Here is a 15,712-nt window from a genome sequence, read left to right as displayed (position 1 = left end):
ATAGGTGTTGCAAACACAAGGAGAGTTTCTGATGTCTTCAGAAGATAAAAACGATATCATTCATATGGATATCCCGCACGGTCGCGTCATTATTAGACTGCGCCCGGATCTGGCCCCCAAGGCTGCGGAACGTATTCGCACGCTGGCGGCAGAAGGTTTTTACGATAACGTACCTTTCCACCGTGTTATTCCTGGCTTTATGGCGCAGGGTGGTGACCCAACGGGCACGGGTATGCATGGCAGCAAACTGCCGGATCTGCCTGCAGAGTTCACCAACAAAGCCAAGTTTGAACGTGGCACCATCGGCATGGCTCGGACGTCTGATCCGAACAGTGCCAACAGCCAGTTCTTCATCATGTTTGAACCTTCTCCGCACCTTGATGGTCAGTACACCATTGTGGGTGAAGTGATTGAAGGCATGGAAAACGTAGATAAAATTAAACATGGTTCTGGCATGTCCGGCATGGTGAAGGATCCGGATCGGATTTCTCGCATGCGTCCGGCAGTTGGCGAAAAATCCTGATTTTTCGAATATCTGCAAAAAAGCGTCACTCCCGTTGGGGTGGCGCTTTTTTTATGTCTGAAAGCAATCAAACCATCTGATTTTACAGGAATGGCACAAAATTCTTTCTACTGCTTGACAGAGGTAAGGTAATCCGTTTAGGAACACCTCCATCGCGCAGACATCAAGTTTTGCACGGTTAAAGGTGTGAGCCGGTAGCTCAGTTGGTAGAGCATTCGACTTTTAATCGAATGGTCGAGGGTTCGAGTCCCTCCCGGCTCACCATTTTAGAATCTTTCAAAATATAAAAGACAATTTTTCCCATATATCTCTTGGGCTATGCCGCGTTTTCCCATGGCGGAATCGGGCCATAACACTGAGCAAGATAATCAATCATGGCACGGACTTTTAAGGGAATACTTGTGCCGGGTGCATAAACGGCGTGTAAGTCTGGTCCCGGTGTGGTGGGGTAATCTAGCGATAAAGCAATAAGTTGGCCGCGTTGCAGTTCTTGGCTCACAACAAAAAGCGGCAAATAAGCAATGCCAGCGCCAGCTACTGTGGCCTCCCGCAAGGCATCTCCATTATTGGCGGAGAGCAGGCCGGAAACAGAAACGGTTTTTTCTCCGTTTTCTCCAAAATGCCAGCGGGATGCGCTGTTGTTCCCGCTCAGGGTATATCCAAGGCAATTATGATGCTGCAATGCATCGACATGCGTGGGTGTGCCAGCTTTTGCCAAATAAGCAGGTGAGGCACAGATAACCATACGCACAGCAGCCAATTTACGTGCACGCAGCGTGCTGACTGTTAGATTACGGATACGCAAAGTGAGATCCCAGCCTTCCTCAACCAGATCAACAGGTCTGTCATTCAACCCAAGTTCTATCTGAACCTGCGGATATCTTCGGCTGAATTCAGGCAGATAAGGTGCAACATACCGTATGGCGAAGGAAACAGGGGCATTCAGGCGCAATTGCCCACGCGGTTCACGGTACTGTTCGCTTACGGTTTGTTCCATGTTTTCTACATCGGCCAGAATGCGCTGGCAGCTTTCCAAAAACAGGCGTCCCGCTTCAGTTAAGGAGAGATGCCGCGTGCTGCGTTGAAACAGGGAAACGCCTAACCGTGTTTCCAATGCCGTGACATGTTTGGTTACCATGGTTGGAGAAAGCGCCATAAGGCGCGCGGCACCCGTAAAGCTACCTGCTGCTACAACTTTGACAAAAATCTGCATACTGGTGATGCGATCCAGCATTTATAGCGCCCCAGCATGATGGAAACGGTTGGTTTTTTCTAGCATAGGCTGTGGCTCCTTTGTCATGCAGGCCGTATGCTGCCAAAAGCAGCATTGCAGCATGTTTGAGGTTGGAGGAGATGTGGCAACAGGTAAATCTGTAATGGGCAAATATATGTGCGGAATGCTTTCTGCGTGTTTATTGCTGCCCATGTTGCCAGCTGTAGCCGGTGAAGATGGCCTGCACGCTCTTCCCGTTCCTGCTGTGCAGGAAGAATCTCTGGATGGTCAGCAAGGAGCATCTCTTTTTCTGCCTATAGGGGCAGAGGTTGCGCTTGCCGCTTTTTGGTCTGGGCCTGATCTACTGATAGTGGCGGATCGTCCTGTAGCATCTTTGGCGCACAATTTTGCAGGCCAAGGCATTTTTGCAGATACGGATGTTACGGTTCTGGAAAGTGCCACCGTTTTGCGTGTTCATATGCCATCTCATCCGCATATTGTGTTGCGCAAAAAGCTAGATGGCTGGCTGGTGGTGCAGCTTCAAAAAGACGATTCAGATCGCACAAGGTCTGCACCGCCTGCGGTTATGATGCCAGAGGCCGTTCTCTTTCCACAAAAACAGTCTGGTCACGTTATCTCGTTTCCAGATCCAGCTACCGGCACACGGTTGCTGATTGTGCCAGCTGTTACGGAAACCGGAAATCGTTCTGCCTATAGGGCCATAGGGTATGGCGTGCGTGGGTCTGCCCAAGGTGTTGTGGTGGCAGCAGATTCATCGCAGATCAGATTGGACGTTGTCACAGATAAAGGCGTCTTTCTTTCAGCATTGGGGCTGGATGCTTTGCCAGTAGGGCTGGGAACACCAGAAACAGCACCGCTGGAAGGTGGGCAGGATTGGTTCTGGTTGGGGTTACGTTCGGCGCCAGCTGCTGTTTTACAAAAGGACTGGCTCACAGCAAAAACTGATGCTGAAAAGGCTCCACCTTCTTTGCGGTGGCCAGCGCAGGTTGCTGCTGCACGCGCTGCTTTTGCGGCCGGACATCCGGAAGATGCGTGGCATCTTGTTAAGAATATGCCCCAGCGTTCTGCACCAGGCGGCCCACCGGTGGGAGTACTCTTTCTGCGGGTATGCGCAGCGTTGCTAAGCCACGATGTAAATGCTGCAGCGCCCGTTCTGGCGCAAATGGAAGGGGCAGTTCTAGAACTGGAGATATGGCATGCGCTGTATCTGATGTTGAGTGGTGCAAGCAGCAAAGATGCATCTGTTCTGCTTGCACGCCATTACGAACAGATCCTGCGCTATCCACAACCGTTGCGTGATCTGCTTCTTCCTCAGGTTATAAATTATATTGCACGTTATGGCACGGATGAAGCAGCATCCATTCTGGAACCTCTGCCCACTGATGGCGTTTATGATCTCGCGCGTGCGCTTATGCAAAACCGTGAAGGAAATGCAGAATCAGCACGGATTACGCTGGAAAATCTGACAGCTGCAGCAGACTCGGAAAAAGCCGCTTATGCGCGTGCAGATCTGGTGAACTTTCTGTTGCAACATGATCAGATTGATGCCGGCATGGCCGCAGAGAGCTTTCAAAACCTTCTTGATGGGAAAGAAGGCGTTGGAAAGGCTGTGCCTTCTGCGCGCGCATATACCAATTTCTTATTGTCTTCAGCACTGGTGCAATGCGGCCGGGCAAAACAGGCTTTAACAGTGCTGGATGGGCTTTCTGCCTCGGCACAAATGCCACAGGATAGGTTGGAGGTTTTGCGGCGGCAGGCCTTGTACGTGCTTGCGTTTAATACTCTGCCATCAGGCAAGGCAGTGGGCGGAGAGGACGGGGCATTATCTGCAGAGCAACGGGTGCATATTTTGCAAACCCAACTGCCTTTACTGGAAGATAATGCATACAAGGCAAAACTGTTGAGAGGCTACGGAGCGCTTCTGTTGCAGATAGGGCAGGCCGATGCTGCGGTTATGGCGTTCAAACAAGCTGTTGTGCTGACAGCTGATCCGGTAGCACGAGCAGAAATACAGGAGCAAATTGTTCAGGCCGCTTTCAAGGCAGGTAATGTAAATGCCGCTATGGTGGCATTGGAACAAAGCACTGTGCCCGGCTTGCCGGAGGATATGGCTGCACGCCGCCATTATGATGAAGCGCATCTTGCGCTGGCCAAAGGGGATAGAGCAGGCGCATTGGCCCTACTGGCTGATGATGAATCCGATACGGGTTTGGAACTGCGCGGGCAATTGTATGAGCAAGGCAAGCAATGGGCAGATGCTGTGCAGGTGGTTGGGCGTTTGGCTAGTCATGCCCTGCCAGAAACAGGGGCTTTAACACAGCGTCAGCAAGACCTTGTCATGCAGCTTGCGGCCGATTCTGCCGCAGCACATGATGCAGATACCTTGCAGCGCCTTAAGGCTTGGCTGGGAGGGCGAACGCTGGGAAAAGGGCAGGATCGCCAGTTTGACATTCTTGTGAAACAAACTGTGCATTCTTCTACAGAGCGTTGATTATTCTGTATTTTAGGGTGGCGGGTTTCTGAAAAATTGATGAAACACGTAAATAATGCTTGCAACGTAGGCGCAGGGGTCCTACCAAGCGCGCTCTTGGCCCAAGGGGGCAATTTTTGCCCAACAGGCTGTCTACTGGTTTGGGGGTACGTCAATGAACGCACTTGCTCAACTGGGGATGGTCTCGGAACACCCGAGCAATAACCAGGCATTTTCTGTTCCGGTCTCGTCTGCTGACGAAGAGCGTAAAGATTACTTCGTCGAAAAGAATGGCGAGAAGTTTGCAGGTACTCACCTGCTTGTCGATATGTGGGGCGCCACAAATCTGGATGATCCAGAAAAAATCGACGCAACACTGTGCGAAGCAGCGCGTGCTGCCGGGGCCACAATCCTGCACAGTCATTTCCATCATTTTTCACCCAACGGGGGTGTTTCTGGCGTGGTGGTGCTGGCTGAAAGCCATATTTCCATTCACACATGGCCAGAACGCGACTTTGCTGCGGTGGACATCTTTATGTGTGGCGCGTGTGATCCGCACCTGTCCATCCCTGTTATGCAGCGTCTTTTTCAGGCCAAACGGCTTGAAGTGGATGAAGAACGCCGCGGCCGCGTAGTTGCCTAAAGGCTGTTTTTCTTAAAGTTGTAAACTCTGTTTGACGGTCGTGCTGATACAGTTCTGAAAAAGGGCGGTGTCAGCACGGCCCATCTGCGTATGTGGAAGATAAAGCTGGTATGGCAGAAACATGGATTGAAGAAACCCTGTACGATAACTGGGGGCAGCGTTTCCGTGTGGTAAAGGAACTGGCACGCACGCGTAGCCCGTTTCAGGATATTGTTGTTTTTGAAAGTGACTCCCACGGTCGTGTGCTCATGCTGGATGGCGTGGTGCAGATTACCGAGAAGGATGAATTTGTTTATCAGGAAATGCTCACGCATGTTCCGCTGTTTACACATGCCAACCCAAAAAATGTGCTGATTATTGGCGCAGGGGATGGCGGTGTTCTGCGCCGTGTTCTGGAACATCCTGGTATTGAAAAAGCCGTGATGGTGGAAATTGACGGTGCTGTTATAGAGCTTTCAAAACAGCACCTTCCGTCTATCGCTGGGGATGCATGGAACAACCCACGCGCAGAAGTGATTGTGGGAGACGGCATAGATTACGTTGCCCGCGCGGCGGATGCCTCGTTTGACGTGATTATTGTTGATAGCACAGATCCGATAGGGGTGGGCGAAGTGCTGTTTACAGATTCCTTTTACGAACACTGCGCACGCATTCTGACCTCTGAAGGGTTGATTGTGAACCAGTGCGGTGTGCCCTTTATGCAGGCGGATGAACTGCATGAAACCAGCGAACGCCGTGCAAAGTTCTTTCCGCATGTGTCTGCCTATGTGGCCGCTGTGCCAACCTATGTGGGTGGGTTCATGACACTGGGGATTGCCAGCAAGGGGAGCAATCTGCAAGCGCAGGACGTGGAACAGGTGCGTGCCCGTGCACAGGCAGCCGGTATTTTGGAAAAGACCCAATACTGGACACCTGAAATCCATGTAGGTTCGTTTAATCTGCCGCCTTATATTGCCAAGCATTTGCCCAAAGCTGCTGGCTAATACGTGTAACAGGGGCCGTGATTGACTTGAAAGCGAAATGATGTCACGGTTCCTGAACGCAGAGGGAGAGACTGGCTTGGCCAGCGCCGAAGGAGCAACCGCCCCGGAAACTCTCAGGCAGAAGGACCCTGCGTTTTAAAACTTCTGGAGAGAGGTGCAATCGCACCCGCCGACGGGATAGCGATCTCAGGCAAAAGCACAGAAGGGGCAGCGGATTGTGTAATCCGGAGCCTCGTGTTGTGCTGATGTGTCTGTCAGATTGCAGTGGGTTCCGGCCTTTTTGGCAAGGCGGCGTGCATGGGCACCGATACTCTCCTTCATACTCCCCTCTATTCATTGCATGAAGAATCCGGCGGCAAGATGGTGCCGTTTGCGGGTTATGCCATGCCTTTGCAGTATGCAGATGGCATTATGGCCGAGCACCGGCATGTGCGTGAGCATGTTGGGCTGTTTGATGTTTCCCACATGGGGCAGGTGCTGCTGCGCCCCCGTTCGGGCGATGTAGATGATGCAGCTTTGGCGCTGGAAAAACTGGTGCCTGCAGATATTGCTGCCCTTAAGCATGGTCGCCAGCGTTATACCCAGTTCACCAATGCTGAAGGTGGCATTCTGGATGATCTGATGGTGGCGCGTCTGGAAGATGGCCTTCTGCTGGTGGTGAATGCCGCATGTAAGGAAGCTGATCTGGAACTCCTGCAATCTGAACTGGTGGCAGAATGTGTTGTGGAGTTGCAGGAAGATCGGGCGCTGCTTGCCTTGCAGGGGCCAGAAGCCGAACAGACTTTGGCTGTGTTTGCCGATGATGTGCGCAAGATGGTGTTCATGGATGTGCGCACTCTGGATGTGGATGGTGCTCGCTGTGTGATTTCCCGTTCCGGCTATACGGGCGAAGATGGGTTTGAAATTTCTGTTTCCGCCAAGGATGCAGATCGGGTTGCCCGTAAACTGCTGGAACAGCCGAACGTAAAACTGATCGGCTTAGGTGCGCGAGACAGCCTGCGGCTTGAAGCAGGTATGTGCCTGTATGGTTCCGATATTGATACCACTACCACGCCGGTTGAAGCCGCACTTGAATGGTCTATCCAGAAGTCTCGCCGTAACGGTGGCGCACGTGCTGGCGGGTTCCCCGGTGCGGATATCATTCTTGGCCAGCTTGAAAATGGCGTAAGCCGTCGCCGCGTTGGGTTGCGGCCGGAGGGGCGTGCGCCTGTGCGGCATGATGCGCCTTTATATGCAGATGCAGAATTTGCCACGCATATCGGCAAAGTTACGTCTGGTGCATTTGGCCCCACAGTGGGTGGGCCGGTAGCGATGGGCTACGTGGCTACTAATGACAGCCAGATAGGGCATACCGTTTTTGCAGAATTGCGTGGGCGTTCCGTGCCTTCCGTAATAAGTGCACTGCCTTTTGTGCCAGCGCATTTCAAACGCTAGGCCGTTGAGACACAGATTGACTTTACCCTTGGAGAAATTGAGAAAATGACCCTGTATTTCACAAAAGAACATGAATGGTTGCGCGTGGATGGTGAAACAGCAACCGTAGGCATTACGCGCCATGCAGCCGATGAACTGGGTGAACTGGTGTTTATTGAAGCACGCCCATCCGGCACGGAAGTAAAAGCAGGGGAATCCATTGCAGTTGTGGAATCCGTTAAGGCTGCTTCTGATATTTATGCCCCAGTTGATGGTGAAGTTCTGGAAAACAATGCTGCGTTGGCTGATGATCCGGCACGGGTAAGTTCTGACCCAGAAGGGAAAGGCTGGATTGTTAAATTCCGCATTACCAATCCGGATCAGCTTTCCGGGCTGATGGATGCCGCAGCATATGCAGCTTTTGTAGGCTGATTTCTGCCTGATTGGAAAAAATGGCCCGTTCCAGACGGGCCTTGTTCAGGAAAATTTTCTACATGTTCTCCCTTGCTCCCGGTTCGGATGCACGTGCTCAACAGAGTATTGAAGCTCTGCCCGCTTTTGCTGCTTTAAAAGCCGAAGGTGCAGCGTTTGCCACACGTCACATTGGCCCAACTGCAGCAGATCAGGCCGAAATGCTGCGTGTTGTTGGTGCTGCCTCTTTGGATGATCTGATAGATCAGACACTTCCTGCTTCCATTCGCGCCCAGAAACCCTTGGGGCTTGGCGCTGGGTGGACGGAAACGCAGGTGCTTGCGCGCTTGCGTGAACTGGCCGGACAAAATCAGGTTATGACATCCCTGATCGGGCAAGGGTATTACGGTACGGTGCTGCCAGCTGTTATCCAGCGGAATATTCTGGAAAATCCGGCTTGGTATACAGCTTACACACCGTATCAGCCAGAAATCAGTCAGGGCCGTCTGGAAGCTCTGCTGAATTTCCAGACCATGATTACAGAGCTAACAGGGCTGGATATCGCCAATTCTTCTCTGTTGGATGAAGCCACGGCAGCGGCAGAAGCCATGGCATTGGCCCGCCGGGTAGCTACCTCCAAATCCACCGTGTTTTTTGTGGATGCGGAATGTCTGCCGCAGACCATTGCTGTATTAAAAACCCGTGCAGAGCCTATGGGCATTACGCTCCAGATAGGTCGGCCCGAAACGGATCTGGATGCCCAAAACGTATTTGGGGCCATTTTCCAGTATCCCGGCACATCTGGCCAGATTACAAACCCGCAAAAACAGATTGAAAGCCTGCATGCTGCAGGCGCTATTGCTGTTATGGCGGCAGATCCGCTGGCTTTAACATTGCTTGCAGCCCCGGGTGAACTGGGGGCAGATATTGCCATTGGTTCTACCCAGCGCTTTGGTATTCCCATGGGGTATGGTGGGCCGCATGCAGCGTATATGGCTGTGCGAGATGCCTATAAACGCAGCATGCCGGGGCGCTTGGTTGGTGTTTCGGTCGATAGCGCTGGGCGTCCGGCATATCGTCTTGCCCAGCAAACCCGTGAACAGCATATTCGGCGCGAAAAGGCCACGTCCAACATCTGCACCGCGCAGGTGTTGCTGGCTGTTATTGCTGGCATGTATGCTGTTTATCATGGGCCAGAAGGTTTAAAGGCGATTGCGCAGCGCATTCACGGTCTTGCTGCTACATTGGCCGCTGGCTTGCGGGCGCTGGGTGTAACCGTTGAAACAACTGCATTTTTTGACACGCTGACGGTAAATGTAGGCGAAGGCGCTGCTGATTTACTGGAACGTGCACGTTCTGCAGGCATGAACCTGCGGGATGCAGGGAACGGACGCATTGGCATCAGTCTGGATGAAACCAGCACGCCAGAAACCGTTTACGCTGTGTGGTCTGTTTTTTGTGCCGAGCACGGACGTGTAGAAAAAATGGCGCAGGCCCTTCCGGCAGCTTCCATAGCATTGACCGAAAATGTGCGCCGCCAGTCTGGCTTTATGGCGCAGCCTGTGTTCCGTTCCTGTAGTTCAGAAACAGATATGCTGCGTTATCTGCGGCGCTTGTCAGACAAGGATCTGGCGCTGGACCGGACGATGATCCCGTTGGGGTCTTGCACCATGAAGCTGAATGCTACGGTGGAAATGTTGCCGATTACGTGGTCTGGCTTTTGTGACATCCATCCGTTTGCACCAGCAGATCAGGCAAAAGGCTATCAGGTTCTTTTGCAGGATCTGGAAAAGTGGTTGTGTGCTATCAGCGGTTATGATGCGGTTTCTTTCCAGCCCAATTCTGGTGCGCAGGGTGAATATGCAGGCTTGCTTGTTATTCGTGCGTATCATCACGCCCGAGGGGAAGGGCACCGGACAGTTTGCCTGATTCCTGCTTCTGCGCATGGCACCAACCCGGCTTCTGCTCAAATGGCGGGCATGAAAGTTGTGGTCGTAAAGTGTGATGCAGGCGGCAACATCGATCTGGAAGACATGCGTGAGAAAATAAAAGCGCATGCGAATGATCTGGCTGCTGTCATGATTACCTATCCTTCCACTCACGGTGTGTTTGAAGAAAACATGCGTGAAATCTGTGATCTGGTGCATGCAACCGGTGGGCAGGTATATGTGGACGGCGCCAATATGAATGCTCAGGTGGGGCTGGCCCGTCCGGCAGATTATGGTGGGGATGTGAGCCACTTTAACCTGCATAAAACTTTCTGCATCCCGCATGGTGGCGGTGGGCCCGGTATGGGGCCAATTGGTGTGCGGGCGCATCTGGCACCTTATCTGCCCGGAAACCCGGCAGACGCAGAGGTTCCCATGGCTGTAAGTGCGGCTCCTTTTGGGTCAGCCTCTATCCTGCCGATCTCATGGGCCTATATTCGCCTGATGGGGGATGAAGGGCTTAAGCGGGCTACGCAGGTGGCTATTCTCAACGCCAATTATATTGTGAGCCGCCTGAAAGATGCTTACCCTGTGCTTTATCAGGGCGCACATGGGCGTGTTGCGCATGAATGTATTCTGGATTTGCGTCCGATCAAGAATACAACGGGCGTGACCGTAGATGATATGTCCAAGCGTTTGGTTGACTACGGTTTTCATGCACCAACGGTGAGCTTTCCGGTGGCAGGTACTTTCATGATCGAGCCAACTGAATCTGAAGGAAAAGCAGAGCTGGATCGTTTTTGCGATGCCATGTTGGCTATGCGTGAGGAAGTGCGTGCCATTGAAAATGGCGAGGTGACAGCTGAAGATGCAGTGTTACGTCATGCGCCCCATACAGGCCTTGCGCTGACAACAACGGAATGGATGCATCCTTATACACGGCAGGAGGCATGTTTCCCCGGTAATGTGCAGCCAGCAACCAAATATTGGCCACCGGTAGGCCGAATTGATAACGTATATGGTGACAGAAACTTGGTTTGTTCTTGCCCGGATATTGCGGAATGGATGGAATAAACTAGACGTTTCTTCTTGCTATTAAAAAAGGGGAGCAGCCAATCAGGTTGCTCCCCTTTTTATATTCTGCCCCGGCGATTTTGGAGCATGGAAAAGGCAATAAAAAACGCCCGACAAAGCCGGGCGTTGAAAAAACTGTTTCGTGCAGAAACTAAACGTAGATTTTAGTTATTATCATCAAAGGCAATATTGGGGTCTTCCTGACCAGCGGATATCTGGCGAGGTGTTGCCGGGGCCTGAGCCAACTGTGTTGTCGTGCCTTTCTTGGCCCATGCCGTCATAACTTCCTGCTGCATGTTCCGTTCTGCACCAGGGTGGCGGGCATAAATAAAGCCATAGGTTGGATAGATAGACCCGAAGCCACCAGAATGATTGTTCAGTGCAACACGCACAGCAGACCAATCATTGTTGGGGGAAACATCAATCACGGCCACGTTGCGGCTGATGCCTGCCTGTGCCCAGTGTGACTGATCAATCATAATCGTACGGTTATCTACAACATTGCGCACCACAGCAACGTGCCCCAAGGGCATGCGGCGTGTTGCGCGGAAGTTCAGCACACTGCCTGCTTCTGGGGCATGGCCGCGGTCATAAACGCCGCTTGCATTATGCCACCAGTCACGCGCATTGCCATGTAGCATTACTTCAGATGCAGATTTGGCGTAAGCAACGCACTGGATAACGTGCCCACCATGATACCCGGACCGATAACGCCCTGCAGCAGGGTGCCAACGGCCACCTGCATATCGGCCAGCAGCATGACCGGATGCAGAGAATACGATTTTATGCACACCGGTATGATGAGAAGCCGCATGATAGGTGCGGGCAGATGCAGATGCAGTAAAAGCAGAAACGGACAGAAAAGATAAAACGGCCAGCTTCAGTTTGAGAATTCCGGACCGTCCGTGCCGCATTGTGCTTACCTTTCCTGATCGCATTTGCCGTGAGTTGGGGTACTGCAATGTTCGGGTTCAGGTATTAAACATCCATGCAGATCAGGCAAGCGTTCATTGCGCACCAAAATCGTTAAAGTTACTCTTTGCTGTATTAATGAGTATCAAAAAGAAAAATTAGGATTTTAATCCTAACGGGTGTCACGAATTCGCCTGATTCCGTTTCATTTAGGGTTTTGTTTAGGAGAACAGGGAATGCGCGCCAGTTGGTGATGATTCGGGGGAATGTTGCATGAATGCCACGTTCTTTCTCATCACCAACTGGCAGAGATCAGGTCTTATTTTGTGGTGGTGACCATGATTTCCACAAGGATACGTGGGTCGGCCATCACAGCCTGAACGCAAGCACGGGCAGGGGCCATATTTTCTGGCAGCCACGCGCTCCAGATTTTGTTCAGCTTATCGCGATCATTAATGTCTTTTACCCAGATTTGTGCCTGCAAAATGCGGGTGTTGTCTGTGCCGTGCTGTTCCAGCAGTGTGTCAATCTGTTCCAGCACATCACGTGTCTGGCCTTCAACATCCTGATCCAGATTGCGGGCGACAACACCCTGCGTAAAAATAAAACCGTGGTATTCAACCGCCGCAGAAAGAATGGGGTTGGGGTTGGTGCGTAGGATTTTGCTCATGATGATCCCTTGTTGAAAACAGACAAAACGACCGTTCAGTGAAAACTTGCGGCCTGTTTTGAATTGTCGGAGGGTGTGCCCCTCTGGTCAACTGTCTGGAAAAGACATCTGACGATATATTGCCAGTCGTTCTGGCGTATCAAAGTCAACCAGTTCGGCAGAATTGGCTGGAATAAGGCGTATATCAGCGCCCAGATTGCGCAAAACCGCCCTCCCTCCCTGATCTCCCGTGATCTGAAGCAACTTGCTGAATTGTGATGGATTCCAGACAACAGGGTTGCCAACCTTGCCGTTCCGTAAAGGCGCAGTGGCGGCAGGAGCATAGTGGTGCTGGGTTTCCATCAGGGTGTTCAGCAATGTTGTAGAAACCAGCGGCATATCACCCAGACACATAAGCAGGCTTTGTGCATTTCCTGCTTGAGCAGCCTGAACACCTGCGTGCAAAGAAGCAGAAAGGCCAGAATGTGCATTCAAAACAGTTTGTGACTGTAGCCTTCCTGCTTTGAGGGCATGGTGGAAATATGAGCGGATAACTGCTTCCAGTTCCGGCTGCTCTGGCGGTAAAAGTGCCAGAACAGTTTCAGCTTTGCTGTTGAGAATATTTTTGAGTGTCTGAACCAACATAGGTTGCCCCGCCGCGTCTGGAGCTAACAGTTTGTTGGTGGGAGCAGTACGAGAAGAACGGCCCGCGCATAGCACGCAGGCCCATGTTCCCGGCAGGAATGGAGGTGTTACCACCCGCGTATATCTGCCAGGGGAGCATGACGGCGGGTGGCAACAATTTCTGCCATAATGGAAAGGGCAATTTCTTCGGCCCCTACTGCGCCAATAGCTAAGCCAACCGGGCCGCGTATGCGTTTAAGGTCTTGTTCGGTAAAGCCTAGAGTTTGCAAGCGTTGTAACCGGCTTGCCTGTGTTTTGCGTGATCCTAAAGCGCCAATATAAAAAGCAGGGCTTTTCAAGGCCGCTTCTAGGGTTGGGTCATCCAGCTTGGCATCATGTGTCAGGGTTACAATGGCGGTCATGGTATCAACCCCCAAGGCTTCCAGGGCTTCGTCCGGCCATTCTGTAATAAGTGTGGTGCCACTTTCCAGGCCCGGGAAACGGTCTGGTGTCGCCAATGCTTCCCGCGGGTCTATAACGATGGGAGAAAAGCCGGTTATCTGCGCCATGCGCGCGAGATACTGCGCAATATGTACCGCCCCTACAATAAGCAGGCGCGGAGGTGGAATAATGGGTTGCACAAACCATTTTTGGCCATCTGCTTCTTCTACAGTTGTGCAGCGCCCATCTTGTAGCTGATGAAAGGCCGCTTCCTGCACGGATGGAGGAAGCCCTTCGTGGGTATTTTGTTGGGGAGCTTGTACAAGCACATGCTGTTTACCATCCAAGCTGCGCACGAGTACTGCCGCTTTGCGGGAAGCTTGAAGGTCACATATCTGTTCCAGCAAATGTAGCGGCCATGTGCCTGTTGGGCAGGCAGGGCTTTGAATGGCCTCCACCATAACATCCAGCTTGCCACCGCAGGCCAACCCAACTTCCCATGCTTTGGCACTGCTCACGCCATAGGAAATGACAGTTGGTGCTTGCCCATCCATAATTTCTTGGGCGTGCAGCATAACATCTGTTTCCACACAGCCGCCGCTTACAGAACCTTCCATAAGGCCATTTTTGCTCATGACCATATTGCTGCCTGCAGGACGGGGGGAACTGCCCCACGTGCCTGTTACAGTTGCGATGGCAACGGCCTGCCCCTGGCGTGCCCAGAGGAGAGCGTGATCAAGAGGCGTAACAAGTTGGGAAAAGGGGGCTGGAACTGTCATGCCTCAATCCTATATCACTCAGCACGCAGACTGCACATCAGCAGCGCAGCAGCGCTGGTGGTTAAATGTCGCATAATACGGCATGCTGGCAGGCTGATAGAGTGATTTGAAAAGGATGTATTCCATGACGGAAGCAAGAGATGGCCTGGTAGTTTACGTTGTTGCAGATGGTGGCAAGGTACGTTTTCTGCATGATGCGGAAGGCGAAATGCGCGATGTGCAGGATTTTGATACGCGTGGCCATGAAGGTACACCGGGTAAAATGCCTTCCGGCTCGACCCCGGCAGATGATGCAAAAGATGCTTTTGCCCGCGTTGTGGCAGACCGCATGAACAGCATGATTGCTCATGGCGGTAAGGTTGATGGTTTTGTGGTGGCTGCTCCGGCACCCATTATTCATGAAATCAAAACACATCTGAGCAAGCCCGCAACGGCAAAAATTATCAAAACATTCACCAAGGATCTGACCAACGTGCCGGCGCATGAACTGCGTAAGCACTTTGATATTCCAGAAACAGGCTGGGTGCTGCCTCAATAAGCAGAACACTTTGTTGTATAAAAAACTGCCAGACACTGGTTCTGGCAGTTTTTTTTTGTGTAAAACCCATCAAAGCATTGCTCAGGCAATATAGAGAACAGAGGAATTAAGGCATGCAGGTCAATTACCCGGATATGCAGTTGCGTATCGTGCCGGTTACGCCATTTCGGCAGAATTGCTCTGTTCTGTGGCATGAAAAAACACGTAAAGCCGTTGTTGTGGATGCTGGTGGGGATGCGGATGTCCTGCTTGATTTCTTAAAAAAAAATATACTGGAAGTAGAAGCCATTCTGCTCACGCACGGTCATCTGGATCATGCCGGAGGGGTGGCGGCTTTGTGCCGAGGGCTAGAAAATACGCAGAAAACCCGGCCAGATGTTATTGGGCCGAATATTCATGATCAGTTTTTGCTCCAATCTATTGTAGAGCAAGCCCGTCATTTTGGGCTTTCGGATTTAGAAAATGCAGATGTTGACCGTTTTACCGAAGACGGTGAAAGTCTGAACTATCTCGGATGTACATTTCGTGTTGTGCATGTTCCGGGGCATACGCCCGGGCATGTTGTATTTGTGGATGAAAAGGCGCGCTTTGCTTTTGTGGGAGATGTTCTTTTTAGAGGAACAATAGGTAGAACAGATTTTGCATACGGTAATAGCCAACAGCTTATTCAAGGCATAAAGGAAAAACTACTTCCTTTAGGGGATGACATTGTTATCGTGCCAGGGCATGGCGGGCTGACGACACTAGGGGCAGAACGTGCCAGTAATCCATTTCTGCAAAGATGATGGGACCAAGGAGAACAGATAAGGTGCTGACAAAAAAACTGTTGGGGCTGATGGCAGCCTGCATGATCGGCGGTGCCGCGGGTTCTCTCTTACCTGCTTATGCAGAAGAAACCGGAGAGCCAACACAAGCTCAGTCTGAATTGCCGCGGGAAGAATTGGCTATAGTTTCCCCAAGTGGGCGGCATGTTTTTTCAGTTGAGTTGGCAAAAACCCCGCGTGAACAGCAGGTGGGGGAAATGTTTCGCCAGCATCTTCCAGAAAACTCAGGCATGCTTTTTGTGTGGAAAACACCACAGCAAAGTGAC

General features: G+C 51.8%; 15 protein-coding genes, 1 tRNA gene and 1 riboswitch (1 of these 17 cut by a window edge). Of the genes, 11 read left to right on the top strand and 5 right to left on the bottom strand.

Annotated features, from left to right (window positions below; translation table 11 throughout):
* Positions 1-31 precede the first annotated feature (31 nt).
* Entirely contained in the window at positions 32-523 is a 492-nt protein-coding gene (locus EOV40_RS11775; RefSeq protein WP_050818603.1) for a peptidylprolyl isomerase, read from the top strand.
* Between the two features lie 188 nt (positions 524-711).
* Positions 712-787, top strand: a tRNA-Lys gene (locus EOV40_RS11770).
* Positions 788-839: 52 nt separating this feature from the next.
* On the opposite strand, the gene EOV40_RS11765 is transcribed toward EOV40_RS11770, so the two are convergent.
* Complete coding sequence (locus tag EOV40_RS11765) at positions 840-1,757, bottom strand: LysR family transcriptional regulator (protein WP_050818602.1); 918 nt, start codon at positions 1,755-1,757, stop codon at positions 840-842.
* Between the two features lie 64 nt (positions 1,758-1,821).
* On the opposite strand from EOV40_RS11765, the gene EOV40_RS11760 reads away from it, so the two are divergent.
* From EOV40_RS11760 to gcvP, 6 genes are all read left to right on the top strand, one after another.
* Positions 1,822-4,248: a tetratricopeptide repeat protein gene (locus EOV40_RS11760; RefSeq protein WP_208729343.1), complete on the top strand. Its 2,427-nt coding sequence runs from the start codon at positions 1,822-1,824 to the stop codon at positions 4,246-4,248.
* 154 nt (positions 4,249-4,402) lie between these two features.
* Positions 4,403-4,870 (top strand): adenosylmethionine decarboxylase, encoded by a 468-nt coding sequence (speD, locus tag EOV40_RS11755; protein WP_014457515.1) that lies wholly within the window; start codon positions 4,403-4,405, stop codon positions 4,868-4,870.
* A gap of 110 nt (positions 4,871-4,980) precedes the next feature.
* A complete protein-coding gene (gene speE, locus EOV40_RS11750; protein ID WP_128106260.1) occupies positions 4,981-5,853 on the top strand; it encodes a polyamine aminopropyltransferase in 873 nt (290 codons plus the stop codon).
* A gap of 52 nt (positions 5,854-5,905) precedes the next feature.
* Positions 5,906-5,991: riboswitch (glycine riboswitch) on the top strand.
* Positions 5,992-6,150: 159 nt separating this feature from the next.
* Positions 6,151-7,287 (top strand): glycine cleavage system aminomethyltransferase GcvT, encoded by a 1,137-nt coding sequence (gcvT, locus tag EOV40_RS11745; RefSeq protein WP_050818600.1) that lies wholly within the window; start codon positions 6,151-6,153, stop codon positions 7,285-7,287.
* A 45-nt stretch (positions 7,288-7,332) separates the two neighbouring features.
* Positions 7,333-7,698 (top strand): glycine cleavage system protein GcvH, encoded by a 366-nt coding sequence (gcvH, locus tag EOV40_RS11740; RefSeq protein WP_128106050.1) that lies wholly within the window; start codon positions 7,333-7,335, stop codon positions 7,696-7,698.
* Positions 7,699-7,718: 20 nt separating this feature from the next.
* The gene (gene gcvP / locus EOV40_RS11735; protein ID WP_208729188.1) at positions 7,719-10,679 is read left to right on the top strand and encodes an aminomethyl-transferring glycine dehydrogenase; all 2,961 of its coding nucleotides are present in this window, start codon (positions 7,719-7,721) and stop codon (positions 10,677-10,679) included.
* A 164-nt stretch (positions 10,680-10,843) separates the two neighbouring features.
* Here the strand turns inward: gcvP and EOV40_RS11730 are convergent, their stop codons facing one another.
* The 4 genes from EOV40_RS11730 to EOV40_RS11715 all read right to left on the bottom strand — a co-directional run bounded on the left by EOV40_RS11730 (position 10,844) and on the right by EOV40_RS11715 (position 14,084).
* A complete protein-coding gene (locus EOV40_RS11730; protein ID WP_050818598.1) occupies positions 10,844-11,617 on the bottom strand; it encodes a CHAP domain-containing protein in 774 nt (257 codons plus the stop codon).
* Positions 11,618-11,910: 293 nt separating this feature from the next.
* Positions 11,911-12,261, bottom strand: coding sequence for a RidA family protein (locus tag EOV40_RS11725; RefSeq protein WP_003624223.1), 351 nt, complete (start codon positions 12,259-12,261; stop codon positions 11,911-11,913).
* Between the two features lie 87 nt (positions 12,262-12,348).
* Complete coding sequence (locus EOV40_RS11720) at positions 12,349-12,999, bottom strand: nucleotidyltransferase family protein (RefSeq protein ID WP_128106049.1); 651 nt, start codon at positions 12,997-12,999, stop codon at positions 12,349-12,351.
* Positions 12,993-14,084: an XdhC family protein gene (locus EOV40_RS11715; protein ID WP_128106048.1), complete on the bottom strand. Its 1,092-nt coding sequence runs from the start codon at positions 14,082-14,084 to the stop codon at positions 12,993-12,995. Before EOV40_RS11715 ends, EOV40_RS11720 begins: the two co-directional genes overlap by 7 nt.
* A gap of 115 nt (positions 14,085-14,199) precedes the next feature.
* Between EOV40_RS11715 and EOV40_RS11710 the strand changes: the two genes are divergently transcribed.
* The 3 genes from EOV40_RS11710 to EOV40_RS11700 all read left to right on the top strand — a co-directional run.
* Positions 14,200-14,622, top strand: a complete 423-nt coding sequence (locus EOV40_RS11710) for a host attachment protein (RefSeq protein ID WP_003631043.1) — start codon at positions 14,200-14,202, stop codon at positions 14,620-14,622.
* A 113-nt stretch (positions 14,623-14,735) separates the two neighbouring features.
* Positions 14,736-15,407: an MBL fold metallo-hydrolase gene (locus EOV40_RS11705; RefSeq protein ID WP_128106047.1), complete on the top strand. Its 672-nt coding sequence runs from the start codon at positions 14,736-14,738 to the stop codon at positions 15,405-15,407.
* On the top strand, positions 15,404-15,712 hold the 5' portion of the coding sequence (locus tag EOV40_RS11700; protein ID WP_050818593.1) for a DUF192 domain-containing protein. The gene runs 222 nt beyond the window's last position; 309 of the gene's 531 nt are visible here — the first part of the coding sequence; it begins with the start codon at positions 15,404-15,406; its stop codon lies off the right edge, out of view. Before EOV40_RS11705 ends, EOV40_RS11700 begins: the two co-directional genes overlap by 4 nt.

Origin of the sequence: Acetobacter oryzoeni, from assembly GCF_004014775.2 — a bacterium.
Lineage (GTDB): Bacteria > Pseudomonadota > Alphaproteobacteria > Acetobacterales > Acetobacteraceae > Acetobacter > Acetobacter oryzoeni.
This window is presented reverse-complemented; position numbering and strand designations above follow the sequence as displayed.

What these genes read in the sequence shown, in the direction of transcription:
- EOV40_RS11775 (WP_050818603.1), top strand. Translation starts at nt 32, where the DNA reads ATGTCTTCAGAAGATAAAAACGATATCATTCATATGGATATCCCGCAC.
- EOV40_RS11765 (WP_050818602.1), bottom strand. Translation starts at nt 1,757, where the DNA reads ATGCTGGATCGCATCACCAGTATGCAGATTTTTGTCAAAGTTGTAGCA.
- EOV40_RS11760 (WP_208729343.1), top strand. Translation starts at nt 1,822, where the DNA reads ATGCAGGCCGTATGCTGCCAAAAGCAGCATTGCAGCATGTTTGAGGTT.
- speD (WP_014457515.1), top strand. Translation starts at nt 4,403, where the DNA reads ATGAACGCACTTGCTCAACTGGGGATGGTCTCGGAACACCCGAGCAAT.
- speE (WP_128106260.1), top strand. Translation starts at nt 4,981, where the DNA reads ATGGCAGAAACATGGATTGAAGAAACCCTGTACGATAACTGGGGGCAG.
- gcvT (WP_050818600.1), top strand. Translation starts at nt 6,151, where the DNA reads ATGGGCACCGATACTCTCCTTCATACTCCCCTCTATTCATTGCATGAA.
- gcvH (WP_128106050.1), top strand. Translation starts at nt 7,333, where the DNA reads ATGACCCTGTATTTCACAAAAGAACATGAATGGTTGCGCGTGGATGGT.
- gcvP (WP_208729188.1), top strand. Translation starts at nt 7,719, where the DNA reads ATGGCCCGTTCCAGACGGGCCTTGTTCAGGAAAATTTTCTACATGTTC.
- EOV40_RS11730 (WP_050818598.1), bottom strand. Translation starts at nt 11,617, where the DNA reads ATGCGATCAGGAAAGGTAAGCACAATGCGGCACGGACGGTCCGGAATT.
- EOV40_RS11725 (WP_003624223.1), bottom strand. Translation starts at nt 12,261, where the DNA reads ATGAGCAAAATCCTACGCACCAACCCCAACCCCATTCTTTCTGCGGCG.
- EOV40_RS11715 (WP_128106048.1), bottom strand. Translation starts at nt 14,084, where the DNA reads ATGACAGTTCCAGCCCCCTTTTCCCAACTTGTTACGCCTCTTGATCAC.
- EOV40_RS11710 (WP_003631043.1), top strand. Translation starts at nt 14,200, where the DNA reads ATGTATTCCATGACGGAAGCAAGAGATGGCCTGGTAGTTTACGTTGTT.
- EOV40_RS11705 (WP_128106047.1), top strand. Translation starts at nt 14,736, where the DNA reads ATGCAGGTCAATTACCCGGATATGCAGTTGCGTATCGTGCCGGTTACG.